Source organism: Microbacterium sp. 8M (genome assembly GCF_902506375.1).
Classification (GTDB): Bacteria; Actinomycetota; Actinomycetes; order Actinomycetales; family Microbacteriaceae; genus Microbacterium.
Window position 1 is genome coordinate 2,403,559 of record NZ_LR733284.1, and the last position, 12,522, is coordinate 2,416,080.

At 71.3% G+C, this 12,522-nt stretch carries 11 protein-coding genes; 3 read left to right on the top strand and 8 right to left on the bottom strand.

Features of this window, described 5'->3' with window-relative positions; genetic code table 11:
- The first annotated feature begins 88 nt into the window (after positions 1-88).
- The gene (locus AERO9AM_RS11520) at positions 89-1,648 is read left to right on the top strand and encodes an ABC transporter permease (RefSeq protein WP_159576260.1); all 1,560 of its coding nucleotides are present in this window, start codon (positions 89-91) and stop codon (positions 1,646-1,648) included.
- Complete coding sequence (locus tag AERO9AM_RS11525; protein WP_159576261.1) at positions 1,645-2,769, top strand: ABC transporter ATP-binding protein; 1,125 nt, start codon at positions 1,645-1,647, stop codon at positions 2,767-2,769. Before AERO9AM_RS11520 ends, AERO9AM_RS11525 begins: the two co-directional genes overlap by 4 nt.
- Positions 2,770-2,923: 154 nt before the next feature.
- On the opposite strand, the gene ilvC is transcribed toward AERO9AM_RS11525, so the two are convergent.
- The 6 genes from ilvC to AERO9AM_RS11555 form a co-directional block, all read right to left on the bottom strand.
- Positions 2,924-3,952, bottom strand: coding sequence for a ketol-acid reductoisomerase (ilvC, locus tag AERO9AM_RS11530; RefSeq protein ID WP_159576262.1), 1,029 nt, complete (start codon positions 3,950-3,952; stop codon positions 2,924-2,926).
- A gap of 125 nt (positions 3,953-4,077) precedes the next feature.
- Complete coding sequence (gene ilvN, locus AERO9AM_RS11535) at positions 4,078-4,587, bottom strand: acetolactate synthase small subunit (RefSeq protein ID WP_159576263.1); 510 nt, start codon at positions 4,585-4,587, stop codon at positions 4,078-4,080.
- 3 nt (positions 4,588-4,590) lie between these two features.
- Positions 4,591-6,393 carry an acetolactate synthase large subunit gene (locus tag AERO9AM_RS11540; protein WP_159576264.1) on the bottom strand — a complete coding sequence of 601 codons (1,803 nt, stop codon included), beginning with the start codon at positions 6,391-6,393 and terminating at the stop codon, positions 4,591-4,593.
- A 424-nt stretch (positions 6,394-6,817) separates the two neighbouring features.
- Positions 6,818-7,606, bottom strand: a complete 789-nt coding sequence (gene otsB, locus AERO9AM_RS11545) for a trehalose-phosphatase (protein WP_159576265.1) — start codon at positions 7,604-7,606, stop codon at positions 6,818-6,820.
- A complete protein-coding gene (locus AERO9AM_RS11550; protein WP_159576266.1) occupies positions 7,603-9,021 on the bottom strand; it encodes an alpha,alpha-trehalose-phosphate synthase (UDP-forming) in 1,419 nt (472 codons plus the stop codon). The genes otsB and AERO9AM_RS11550 overlap by 4 nt, the downstream gene beginning before the upstream one ends.
- Positions 9,022-9,090: 69 nt before the next feature.
- The gene (locus tag AERO9AM_RS11555; protein ID WP_159576267.1) at positions 9,091-10,317 is read right to left on the bottom strand and encodes an MFS transporter; all 1,227 of its coding nucleotides are present in this window, start codon (positions 10,315-10,317) and stop codon (positions 9,091-9,093) included.
- A 206-nt stretch (positions 10,318-10,523) separates the two neighbouring features.
- On the opposite strand from AERO9AM_RS11555, the gene AERO9AM_RS11560 reads away from it, so the two are divergent.
- Entirely contained in the window at positions 10,524-10,802 is a 279-nt protein-coding gene (locus AERO9AM_RS11560; RefSeq protein ID WP_159576268.1) for a hypothetical protein, read from the top strand.
- A gap of 37 nt (positions 10,803-10,839) precedes the next feature.
- On the opposite strand, the gene AERO9AM_RS11565 is transcribed toward AERO9AM_RS11560, so the two are convergent.
- Both AERO9AM_RS11565 and AERO9AM_RS11570 read right to left on the bottom strand, forming a co-directional pair.
- Entirely contained in the window at positions 10,840-11,286 is a 447-nt protein-coding gene (locus AERO9AM_RS11565) for a GNAT family N-acetyltransferase (protein WP_159576269.1), read from the bottom strand.
- A 50-nt stretch (positions 11,287-11,336) separates the two neighbouring features.
- Positions 11,337-12,521, bottom strand: coding sequence for an acetyl-CoA C-acetyltransferase (locus AERO9AM_RS11570; RefSeq protein WP_159576270.1), 1,185 nt, complete (start codon positions 12,519-12,521; stop codon positions 11,337-11,339).
- Position 12,522 lies beyond the last annotated feature (1 nt).

Below are 12,522 nucleotides of genomic sequence, written 5' to 3' on the forward strand. Positions count from 1 at the left end.
CATCGCCACCACGACACCGCAGAGGGCGGGCGGAGCGCATCGGCTCCGCCCGCCCCGCGTCGTCCCCGGCGGCCTCGCCGGCGCCGTCGTGGTCGCCGCGGGCGTCGTCGTCGCGCTGCTCTCCCTGCTGCCGCTGGCGTTCGTCGTCGGCACTGCGGCGCAGATCGGCTGGGCGCAGTCCGCGGCGCTCGTCTTCCGCCCGCGCGTGGGCGAGCTGCTCACCAACACCGTGCTGCTCGTCGCCATCGCGGTGCCGCTGTGCGCGGTGATCGGCGTCGGCGGCGCCTGGCTCGTGGAGCGCACCTCGCTGGCCGGTGCGGGCGCCTGGGGGGCCGTGCTCGCGATGCCTCTCGCGATCCCGGCGTTCGTCAACTCCTACGCCTGGGTGTCGGCCATTCCCTCGCTCGCCGGGCTCGGATCCGGTGTGCTCCTGGCGACGCTGTCGTACTTCCCGCTCGTGTATCTGCCGGTGCGTGCCGCCCTCGCCCGGCTCGACCCTGCACTCGAGCAGGCGGCGGCGAGCCTGGGTCGCGGACCGGTGCGCGTGTTCTTCGGAACCGTGCTGCCCCAGCTGCGGCTCGCGCTGCTCGGCGGTGCACTGCTGGTCGGCCTGCACCTGCTCAGCGAATACGGCGCGTTCGCCCTGATCCGGTTTGACACGTTCACCACCGCGATCATGGATCAGTACCGGTCGACCTTCAACGGATCCGCGGGAAGCATGCTGTCCGGCGTGCTGATGCTGCTCTGCTTCGCCCTGCTCCTGCTGGAGAGCCGGGCGCGAGGACGGGCGCGCTACGCGCGGATCGGCTCAGGCACCGCATCTCCCCCGCGCCGCATCCGGTTGGGCATCGCGCAGCTCCCGGTGCAGCTCGTGCTGCTCGCCCTCGGCCTCGCCGCGCTCGGCGTGCCGGCCGTGGTGATCGGCAGCTGGCTCGCGCACGGCGGCGCGGCGGTCTGGCAGTCGCCGGATCTCGCGTCCACCCTGCTGCAGACCCTCACCCTCGCGCTCGGCGGCGGCGTGGTCACGGTCGCCGCCGCATTCCCGCTGTCCTGGCTCGCCGTGCGCCGGCCCGGCGCGTTCAGCCGGCTGCTGGAGCGGACGAACTACATTACGAGCTCGATGCCCGGGATCGTGCTGGCCCTGTCGCTGGTGACCGTCTCGCTGTTCTTTGCCCCGGCGCTGTACCAGACCACCGCGCTGCTGCTCCTCGCGTACGCCCTGCTGTTCCTTCCCCGCGCCCTGGTGCCGCTGCAGGCCGGCATCGCGCAGGCGCCCCGCAGCCTCGAAGAGGCCGCACAGGCACTGGGACGACGTCCCCTGCGCGCGTTCCTCGGCGTGACGCTGCGCCTGGTCGCGCCGGCGACGGCCGCCGCCCTCGCGATGGTGTTCCTCGCCGTCGCGGGCGAGCTCACCGCGACGCTGCTGCTGTCCCCGATCGGCGTGCAGACCCTGGCCACCCGGTTCTGGAGCCTGTCCAGCGAGATCGACTTCGCCGGAGCCGCGCCCTATGCGACACTGCTGATCGTGCTGTCCGCGCCCATGACGTACCTGCTGTTCCGGCAGTCCGCCGCACTCTCCACCGCGGGCCGCAGCGCGACCGGTGCCGGGTCGGCGCAGCCCGCATCCACGAAGGCGGACACCGCATGACGGCGCGCAACCTCGGATCCTTCGGCGCCGTGCCCTCCCCGGGCACCGGACCGCTGCCGACCGCGCACCTGCAGATCGCCGGCGTCACCGCCTCGTACGGCGGACGCCGGGTGCTGCACGGCGTCGACCTGGCCGTGCAGCACGGCGGCATCACCGCCGTGGTGGGCGCCTCCGGGTCGGGCAAGACGACGCTGCTGCGGATCATCGCCGGCTTCGAGCGGCCCGACAGCGGCGAGGTCGTCCTCGGATCCACGACCGTGGCGGGGCCCGGATCCTGGGTTCCGGTGCATCGTCGCGACATCGGCTACGTCACGCAGGACGGGGGTCTGTTCCCGCACCTGTCGGTCGCCCGCAACATCTCCTTCGGCCTGGACGACCTCAGCCGCACGGAGCGCCGTCAGCGGGTCTCCGACCTCCTGGACCTCGTCTCGCTGCCGCAGGACGTCGCGGAGCGCCGCCCCGATCAGCTCTCCGGGGGCCAGCAGCAGCGCGTGGCGATCGCCCGCGCGCTCGCCCGCAAGCCCGAGCTGATGCTGCTCGACGAGCCGTTCTCCGCCCTCGACACCGGGCTGCGCGCCGCGACCCGCGAAGCGGTGGCCCGAATCCTCACGGACGCCGGGACGACCACTATCCTCGTCACGCACGACCAGTCTGAGGCGCTGAGCTTCGCCGACCAGGTGGCGGTGATGCGCGACGGCCGGCTCGTGCAGACCGGTCATCCCTTCGTCGTGTACACGCGCCCCGTCGACCGCGGCGTGGCCGAGTTCCTCGGCGAGGCGATCGTGCTGGACGCCTGGCTGGACGGCTCCCTCGCCTCCTGTGCGCTGGGCTACGTGCCGGTGCGCAATCCGCCGGCGCAGGGGCACGTGCAGCTCATGCTGCGCCCGGAGCAGGTGCAGCTCGTCGCCGACTCTCCGATCCGCGCAACCGTCGAAGAGGGCGTGTACTTCGGATCCGAGACCTCCGCCCGCATCCGGCTGGAGCCCCGTCCGGACGCGGATCCCCGCCTCGACCCTGTGCCGCCGGTGATCACGATCCGGCACGCGAACACCGCCCTCGCCCGTCCCGGCCAGCGGGTCGCGCTGCGCGTGGTCGGCGAGGGCGTCGCGTTCCCCGTCTAGCCGCAGCCCGCGAAACGCAGAACAGGCGCCCCCGAAGGGACGCCCGTTCCGATGGATCGATGGGTCAGCGCGCAGCGCTGCCCTCGACACCAGGCCCGAAGGGCCGGCGGCCGCTCTGCGGCCCACCAGCACAGTCCTCGGACTACGTCGCGGGTCAGCGCGCAGCGCTGCCCTCGACGTAGTCCTCGTCCTGGGACTTCCAGGCGAACAGCGCACGCAGCTCCTTGCCGGTGGCCTCGATCGGGTGACCCTGCTCCTTCTCGCGGAGGGCGAGGAACTCGACCGCCCCGTTGTCCTGGTCCTCGATGAAGCGCTTGGCGAAGGCACCGGACTGGATGTCCGCGAGGACCTCCTTCATCCGCTCCTTGACACCGGCGTCGATGACGCGCGGGCCGGACACGTAGTCGCCGAACTCGGCGGTGTCGGAGATCGACCAGCGCTGCTTGGCGATGCCGCCCTCCCACATCAGGTCGACGATGAGCTTGAGCTCGTGCAGCACCTCGAAGTAGGCGATCTGCGGCTGGTAGCCCGCCTCGGTGAGGGTCTCGAAGCCGGCCTGCACGAGGTGGCTCATGCCACCGCACAGCACGGCCTGCTCGCCGAAGAGGTCGGTCTCGGTCTCCTCGGTGAACGTCGTCTTGATGACGCCGGCGCGGGTGCCGCCGATGGCCTTCGCGTACGAGAGCGCGGTGGCCCAGGCGTTGCCGGACGCGTCGCGCTCGACGGCGATGATGTCCGGGATGCCACGGCCCGCGACGAACTCGCGGCGCACGGTGTGGCCCGGGGCCTTCGGGGCGATGAGGATCACGTCGACGCCCTCGGGGGCGTCGATGTAGCCGAAGCGGATGTTGAAGCCGTGCGCGAATGCGAGGGTCTTGCCCGCGGTCAGGTTCGGGGCGATCGACTCGCTGTAGATGCCGCGCTGGTGCTGGTCCGGCGCGAGGATCATGATGAGGTCGGCCCACTGGGTGGCCTCGGCGACGGACTTGACCGGGAAGCCGGCCTCCTCCGCCTTGGCGATCGACTTGGAGCCCTCCTTGAGGGCGATCGCGACCTCGACGCCGCTGTCGCGCAGGTTCATCGCGTGCGCGTGGCCCTGCGAGCCGTAGCCGACGATCGCGACCTTCTTGTTCTGGATGATCGACAGGTCCGCGTCGGCGTCGTAGAAGATCTCGGTGCTCACTGTGTGTTTCTCCTTGTTGTACTTCGTCTCGCTTCGCTCGCTCAGCAACCGTGCGAAGCAGGGTGGTTTGGCGCCGGGCCCTTCGACAGGCTCAGGGACCGGCTGGGTTTCGGAAGTCCGGTGGGTCAGCTGCGCAGCACGCGCTCGGTGATGCTCTTGCCGCCGCGGCCGATCGCGAGCAGGCCCGACTGGGCGAGCTCCTTGATACCGAAAGGCTCGAGCGCGCGCAGCAGGGCGTCGACCTTGCCCTTGTCACCGGTGACCTCGACCACCAGCGCCTCGGGGGCGTAGTCCACGACGGACGCACGGAAGAGGTTCACGACCTCGAGCACGTTCGAGCGGTTGTTGTTGTCCGTGCGCACCTTGATGAGCATGTGCTCACGCTGCACGGACGCGTTCTGCTCGAGCTCGACGATCTTGATGACGTTGATGAGCTTGTTGAGCTGCTTGGTCACCTGCTCGAGCGGGAACTCGTCGACGTCGACGACGACCGTGATCCGGGAGATCCCGGGCACCTCGGTCACGCCCACGGCGAGCGACTCGATGTTGAAGCCGCGGCGCGCGAACAGGCCGGCGACGCGGGTCAGCAGACCCGGTGTGTCCTCCACCAGGAGGCTCAGCACATGCGTGGACATGGATCAGTCCTCCTCGTCGAAGGCGGGCGCGTGGTCGCGCGCGTACTGGATGTAGCTGTTGCTGACTCCCTGCGGCACCATCGGCCACACCATGGCGTCGGCGCTCACGACGAAGTCGATCACGACGGGGCGATCGTTCGTCTCGAGCGCGAGCTTGATGGCGGCGTCGATCTCCTCCTCCTTCTCCACCCGGATCGCGAGGCAGCCGTAGGCCTCGGCGAGCTTGACGAAGTCGGGGATCCGGATCGTGCCGTGACCGGTGTTCAGGTCGGTGTTGGAGTGCCGCCCCTCGTAGAACAGGGTCTGCCACTGGCGGACCATGCCCAGGGAGGAGTTGTTGATGATCGCGACCTTGATCGGGATGTCGTTGATGACGCAGGTGGCGAGCTCCTGGTTGGTCATCTGGAAGCAGCCGTCGCCGTCGATCGCCCACACCACGCGGTCCGGCTCGGCGACCTTCGCGCCCATGGCCGCCGGCACGGCGTAGCCCATGGTCCCGGCGCCGCCCGAGTTCAGCCAGGAGTTCGGGCGCTCGTACTTGATGAACTGCGCGGCCCACATCTGGTGCTGGCCGACGCCGGCGACGTACACCGCCTCGGGGCCGGTGAGCTCGCCGATGCGCTGGATCACGTGCTGCGGCGACATCAGGCCGTCCTCCGGCGGCGTGTAGCCGAGCGGGAATTCGGCACGCAGACCGTCGAGGTAGGCCCACCACTCCGCGATGTCGCCCTTGGCGCCACCGGTGAGGCCGCGGAACGCCGCCTCCAGGTCGGTGATGACCTCGCGCACGCCGCCCACGATCGGGACGTCGGCGGTGCGGATCTTGGAGATCTCGGCCGGGTCGATGTCGACGTGCACCACCTTGGCGTTCGGCGCGAACAGCTCCGCCTTGCCCGTGACGCGGTCGTCGAAGCGCGTGCCGAGGGCGACCAGCAGATCGGCCTCCTGCAGCGCCAGCACGGCCGGCACCGTGCCGTGCATGCCCGGCATGCCGACGTGCTGCGGGTGCGAGTCGGGGAACGCGCCGCGCGCCATCAGCGTGGTGACGACCGGGGCGCCGGTGAGCTCGGCGAGTGCGAGCAGCTCCTCGGAGGCGCGACCGCGGATGATGCCGCCGCCGACGTAGAGCACCGGCTTCTTGGCCTCCGCGAGCAGCGTCGCCGCGGCCTGGATCTGCTTGCCGTGCGCCTTGGTCACGGGGCGGTAGCCGGGCAGGTCGTACTTCGGCGGCCACACGAACGGGGCGGTGGCCTGCTGCGCGTCCTTGGTGATGTCCACGAGCACGGGGCCCGGGCGGCCCGTCGCCGCGATCTCGAACGCCGCCGCGATGGCGCCCGGGATGTCCTCCGGCCGCTTGACGAGGATCGAGTGCTTGGTGATCGGCATGGTGATGCCGACGATGTCGGCCTCCTGGAACGCGTCCGTGCCCATCAGACGCGAGAACACCTGACCGGTGATCGCGACGATCGGGATGGAGTCCATGTAGGCGTCCGCGATCGCCGTGACGAGGTTCGTCGCACCGGGACCGGAGGTGGCGATGGTCACGCCGACCTTGCCAGAGGCGGTGGCGTACCCCTCGGCCGCGTGCCCGCCGCCCTGCTCGTGGCGCACGAGGATGTGGCGCAGCTCGGTCGACGCCATCAGGGGGTCGTAGACCTCCATGATCGCGCCGCCGGGGATGCCGAACACATCGGTGACGCCGAGGAGCTCGAGGGAGCGGACGACGGCCTGCGCGCCGGTGAGAACGGGGGCCGCCGCCGGACGGGCGGGCGGGCGAGGGACGGCTGGAGCGGTATCAGCGGTCATCTGGGTTCCTTGCGGTGATGGACGATCGACGGAAGCGGCGGGTCAGAACCCCGCCGCGGACGGCTCTCCGACCCGGTCCGCCGGAAGCGGACCACAGGGGTCGGTAAGACAGGGCTGGAACGCCTCGGGTGCAGCGCGGAGAAGTCGGCTCGACATCGCGACGAACACCGTCGCGGTAGGAGCCCGGCTCAGGCGTCCCGGCGAGTGGGCCGAGAGCGCGAGCCGCGATATCGACCCGAATCAGATCACCATCGCGCCCGACGGCCCGCAGGACCGCCGGAGCTCTGCGTCCGACCCGGGATCCGGTTGTGCCGATCACGCATCGAACGTGCATCAAGCCTAACGCATGATCGCGGCGGGTCCTGACGCTCGCGCACGCGACGGTCGGACGACCGGATCCGTGCTGAGCGCGCATGGAAGCAGTCTATTGCGCGGCCGCCCGGGCATCGGCCAGCGCATCGAGCAGCACCGCGAAGGCTGCCGGATCCGGCACCCGCAGCGTCGCCGCGGTCTCGCCGGCACCGATCCGCACCCCCACATCCTCGCCGGAGAGGGTGCGCATGCCGTCCTCGTCGGTGACGTCGTCACCGGCGAACAGCACCGCGGTGGCCTGCACGTGCGACCGCAGCCGCGACAGCGCCACGTCCTTGCCCTCGTCGCGCCAGGAGTACTCGCGCAGGTGGTGGCCGGTGCGGCGCCGCCAGGTCGGGATCCGCTGCGGCGCCCACTTCTCGACCCGCACGAACGCGAGCTCCTCCTGACCCGGCGCCGCAGTGCGCGTGTGCACGCCGAACCCGAAGGTCTTCGGCTCGTAGACCACGCCGTCCAGATCCGCGATCAGCGACCGCAGCTCGTCGATGACCTCCGCCTTGTCGGCGGGCTCCGTGGACAGGTCGGTCTCCTCCCCGGTGTCGGGGAACCAGAACTGCGCACCGTGCGAGCCTGCGAGCAGGATCCGCGACGAGTCGTCGTGCTCGGTGACCTCGCGCAGATCGTGCAGACTCCGTCCCGACGCGTAGGCCACGAAGGTGTCCGGCAGCGCGGTGAGGCGGTTCACCGCGGCGACCGCCTCGGGCAGCGCGCGTGCGGTCATGGGGTCGGCGACGTGCGGCGACAGCGTGCCGTCGAAATCGAGCGCGACCAGCAGGCGCGGTGTGCGGGCGAGCGCGGAGAGGGCGGGATCGGTGGTGCCGGGCGTCCAGTCGCGGGTCATCGAGTGCTCCGTACGTTCTCGAGGGCCGTGAGGAAGTCTCGCGACCAGGCGTTCACATCGTTCTCCAGCACCCGCTTGCGAAGGGCCCGCATGCGCCGCGCCTGCTCGCGCGGCGGCATGTCGACGGCCCGCATGATGGCGTCCTTGAGCCCCTCGATGTCGTGGGGGTTCACCAGCACCGCCTGGCGCAGCTCGTCCGCCGCGCCGGTGAACTCGCTCAGCACGAGCACGCCCCGGTGGTCGCCGCGGGCGGCGACGTACTCCTTGGCCACCAGGTTCATGCCGTCGCGGAGCGCGGTCACGAGCATCACGTCGGCGGCGAGGTACAGCGCGACCATCTCCTCGCGCGGGAAGCCCTGATGCAGGTAGCGGATCGCGGTGTGGTCGATCGTGTCGTGGTCGCCGTTGATCCGGGCCACGGCGAGCTCGATCTCGTCCCGCAGCTGCACGTAGGCGTCGACCCGCTCCCGGCTCGGACTCGCGACCTGGACGAGGGTGACGTCCTCGACGGACACCTTGCCCTGATCCAGCAGCTCCCCGAACGCCTTGATCCGGTGCCGGATGCCCTTGGTGTAGTCCAGGCGGTCGACGCCCAGCAGGATCTTCCTCGGGCTGCCGAGCCCCTCGCGGATCTCCGCGGCGCGGGCGCGCACGTCGGGCCGCGCGGCGAGCTCGGTGTACGGCGTGGTGTCGATGGAGATGGGGAACGCGCGGGCCACGGTCGTGCGCGGCCCGCCGTACGGCACCGACACGGTCGCCCCCTTCACGTCCAGACGCAGCCGGCGGCGCACGGCCGCCAGGAAGTTGGTGGCGTCCTGCGCGCGCTGGAAGCCCACCACGTCGGCGCCCAAGAGCCCCTGCAGCACCTGGTCGCGCCACGGCAGCTGCGCGTACAGGCCGTGCGCGGGGAACGGGATGTGGTGGAAGTAGCCGATCGTGAGGTCGGGACGGCGCTCCCGCAGCATCGCCGGCACGAGCTGCAGCTGGTAGTCGTGCACCCACACCGTGCCGCCCTCGGACACCGCCTGGGCGGCCCGTTCCGCGAAGCGCCGGTTCACGCGGACATAGGCGTCCCACCATTCCCGGTGGAACTGCGGCGGCGCGATCACGTCGTGGTACAGCGGCCAGATCGTGTCGTTCGAGAAGCCTTCGTAGTACTCCTCCACGTCCTGCGCGGACAGCGTCACCGGCAGCAGGCGGATCCCGTCCTCCGTGAACGGCTTCAGCTCGAGGTCGGGCTGCCCGGCCCAGCCCACCCAGGCCCCGTCGACGGACTGCATGACGGGCTCGAGCGCGGCGACCAGTCCGCCGGGCGAACGCCGCCAGACCTCGGCTCCATCCGGGCCTGGCACACGGTCGACGGGAAGGCGGTTGGCGACGATCACGAACGGCGCGGTGTGTGTGGACGAAGGCATGGAACGCTCCTCACGGCAGCGGTGGTTGCCTCTCCAGGCTATCCACACCGGCCGCCGGAGTCGCGCGGGTCACCCCGCGGCGCGGCGGGAGAGGGCCGGCACGACGTTCACCACGCCCGCCGCCAGCACCAGGGCCGCGGCGATCACCGGCAGCAGGAGGGCCGGCGATGCGCCCGCGCTGTCGGCGACCTGCCCGGTCGCGACCGCGCCGATCGCCTGGCCCACGATCAGCGCGGATCCGAGCATCGTCATGACCGTGGCGGAGCGGTCGGCGGGGCCGAAGGCCGCGCCGAGGCTGAACTGCGTGACGAGGGTCGGGCCGATGCCGCACCCCATCACCGTCAGGGCGATCAGCATCGCCGTGACGTCGTGCACCCAGGGCAGCATCAGGCTGCCGCCGAACAGCACCGCGGCGAACAGCAGCCAGCGTGCCGGCAGAGGGAACCGCGCCGGCAGGAACGCGACTCCGAGAGCGAGGATCGCGGATCCCACGCCCATCGCGCCGTACAGCAGGCCGGCCTCCTCGGCACGCCCGTGCGCGGTCATGAACGCGGTGAGCGAGGTGAGCATGGCGCCGAAGAACAGGCCCACGCCGAACATGCCGATGAGGACGATCAGCAGTCGAGGCCGGAACAGCTCGGACGCCCGGGAGGTGGCCCGGCCGTCAGCACGGCGCTGGGCGGAGACGTGCGCGGCGGTGGGATGCAGGGCAAAAGCGCCGACGAACAGGAGGATGAGGGCGGCGGCGACCGCCAGAGGCATCCACGGGGCGATCGCGGTGGCGAGCACGCCCACCAGGAACGGCCCGAACACGAACACGGTCTCATCGGCGGCCGACTCGTACGACATCGTCGACGACGTGGTGCGAGCCTGACGCTCAGCGGGGATCCGCTCGGCGATGATCGTCACCAGCCGCGATCGCGACATCGGCGAGACCTGCGGCGCGGTGGCGCCGATCGCGAAGGCGCTCAGCAGCACGAGCGGCTCGGGCGCCGTCGAGTAGACGATGATCGTGAATCCGATCACGGCGGCGGCGTTGGCGAATGCCAGCAGGCCGAGCACGATGCGCTGCCCGCGGCGGTCGGCGGCGGCCCCGAGCAGCGGGCCGAAGCAGGCGGTCCCGACACCCACGGCCGCCGAGGTGAGTCCGCCGAGGGCCACGGACTCGCGGGCGGCGACCACCACGGTGAGCACGCCGACCACCATCATGGCGAACGGCAGGCGCGCGACGAAGGCGATGAGGAAGTACGGCAGTCCTGCGATGCGCAGCAGACTGATCTTGCTGTTCTGTGTCATGGGCTCTCACGCGTCTCCGACGCGGGGTACGGGTGCCGCCGCTGCCCGTCGGGGAGCCGACGTCCGGTAGATGCACAGCTGCGGGTCGCGAGGGACCCGCGTCCGAGGATACAGGTCGTCCCGTCCTGGCGGATGAGGGGGCGTCCCCGGTCTGGACCGCCGTGGCGACCGCGACCGAACACGCCACCGCGAGGTAGCGTGGAGGCATGCGCAACTACCTCTTCGCAAGCGGTCTGTTCGGCGCGGTCACCAGCGGGATCGCGATGCTGCGGGGCACGCGCGACGCACCGGTCACCTGGCGCGCCGTGCTGGCGTGGGTCAGCTGGGGCATCACGGTCGCACTCGCGATCGGGGCGATCGTCGACTTCCGTCGCGATCAGCGCGGCGAGCAGGTCGCCTACGACTCCCCCGTCGCACCGCTGCAGTTCAAGCGTGCCAAGAAGGAGCTCAAGGCCGCGCAGAAGGCGCGCAAATCCGGCCGCTGACCGCCCTGAGACCGTTCCGGTGGTTGCCCGGCCGGAGTCAGTGCAGGTCGATCTGGTAGTGGATGAAGCCGCTGCGCTCGGCGACCCGGTCGTAGAGAGCCCGGGCCGTGGCGTTGGTCTCGGCGGTGAGCCAGTAGAGCTTGTCGCTGCCGGCCGCCCTGGCCGCGTCGGCGACATGCGCGATCAGCGCGCGCCCGACGCCTCCGCCGCGGGCCGACGGCTCCACGTAGAGGTCCTCGAGGTAGGTGTAGCCCGTCTTCGACCACGTGGCCGGGTGCGCGAACCAGTGCACGATGCCGACCGCACGCCCGTCGTCGTCACGCGCGATCGCTCCGTGGATGGCACCGTCCGGATCCGCGATCCGCGCGAAGGTGGACGCGGTGACATCGTCGGCGAGGGTCGACTCGTAGAACGTCAGGTACGCCTGCCACAGCGGCAGCCAGTCGTCGCGGTCGGCCTCGGTGAGCGCGTGGATCGTGGTCATCCGCCGATCCTACGGGGCACCGGGGCGCACGTGCCCCGGTGCCCCTGCCGTCAGCGCGTGAGGATCAGCGCCTCGCCCTGGCCACCGCCGCCGCAGAGCGCCACGACGGCCGTTCCCGAGCCGCGGCGCACCAGCTCGTGCGCCATGTGCACCACGAGCCGGTTGCCGCTCGCGCCGATGGGGTGGCCGATCGCGATGCCGCCGCCGTGGATGTTGACGATCTCCGGATCCAGGCCGAGCGCGGCCTCGCTGCGCGCCACCACGGCCCCGAACGCCTCGTTGATCTCGACGAGATCCAGATCCTCGACCGTGATGCCGTGCTTCTCGAGGGCGCGCCGGATCGCGCTGGCCGGCTGCTCGTGCAGCGAGTTGTCCGGGCCGGCGGTCTGACCGCTCGCGCCGATCGTGGCGAAGACGGGCCAGCCCTGGCTCTCGGCGTTGCCGCGGGTCGTGACGATCACGGCGGATGCCCCGTCGGAGATCTGCGAGGAATTGCCGGCCGTGATCGAGCCGCCCTCGGCGAACGCCGGGCGCAGCCCCGCGAGCGACTCGACCGTCGTGTCCGGGCGCACGCCCTCGTCGGCGGTCAGCTGCAGCGCCGGCCCCTTCCGCTGCGGCACCGAGACGGTGACGATCTCGCCCTCGAACACGCCGGCCTCGCGCGCCGCGGCGGCGCGCTGGTGCGAACGCGCCGCCACCTCGTCCTGCGCCTCGCGAGTCATGCCGAAGCGCTCATTGTGCCGCTCCGTCGACGCCCCCATGCTCTCCGCGTCGTAGGCGTCGGTGAGACCGTCGTACGCCATGTGGTCGAGCACCTCGACGGATCCGTAGGTCCAGCCGTCGCGCGAGCCCATGAGCAGGTGCGGTGCACGCGTCATCGACTCCATGCCCGCGGCGACCACGGTGAGCGCATCGCCGGTGCGGATCATGCGTGCGGCGTCGATGACCGCGGTGAGCCCGGACAGGCACACCTTGTTCACGGAGTGCGCCGGTACGTCCCACCCGATGCCGGCGCCGATCGCGGCCTGCCGCGCGGCGTTCTGCCCGGATCCGGCGGCGAGCACCTGCCCGACGATGACCGCGTCGATGTCGGCCGGGTCGATGCCGCTCTGATCCAGCGCGCCGCGAATGGCGAGCGCGCCGAGCTGCGGGGCGGTGAAGGAGGCCAGCTGTCCCTTGAGACGTCCCTGCGGCGTGCGTGCCGCGGCGACGATGACGATGTCCTCTGCACTCATG

Bases quoted from the DNA above. Each gene is read 5' to 3' on its own strand.
- AERO9AM_RS11555 (WP_159576267.1), bottom strand. From the start codon at position 10,317: ATGACACAGAACAGCAAGATCAGTCTGCTGCGCATCGCAGGACTGCCG.
- AERO9AM_RS11525 (WP_159576261.1), top strand. From the start codon at position 1,645: ATGACGGCGCGCAACCTCGGATCCTTCGGCGCCGTGCCCTCCCCGGGC.
- otsB (WP_159576265.1), bottom strand. From the start codon at position 7,606: ATGACCCGCGACTGGACGCCCGGCACCACCGATCCCGCCCTCTCCGCG.
- ilvN (WP_159576263.1), bottom strand. From the start codon at position 4,587: ATGTCCACGCATGTGCTGAGCCTCCTGGTGGAGGACACACCGGGTCTG.
- AERO9AM_RS11540 (WP_159576264.1), bottom strand. From the start codon at position 6,393: ATGACCGCTGATACCGCTCCAGCCGTCCCTCGCCCGCCCGCCCGTCCG.
- AERO9AM_RS11550 (WP_159576266.1), bottom strand. From the start codon at position 9,021: ATGCCTTCGTCCACACACACCGCGCCGTTCGTGATCGTCGCCAACCGC.
- AERO9AM_RS11570 (WP_159576270.1), bottom strand. From the start codon at position 12,521: ATGAGTGCAGAGGACATCGTCATCGTCGCCGCGGCACGCACGCCGCAG.
- AERO9AM_RS11565 (WP_159576269.1), bottom strand. From the start codon at position 11,286: ATGACCACGATCCACGCGCTCACCGAGGCCGACCGCGACGACTGGCTG.
- AERO9AM_RS11560 (WP_159576268.1), top strand. From the start codon at position 10,524: ATGCGCAACTACCTCTTCGCAAGCGGTCTGTTCGGCGCGGTCACCAGC.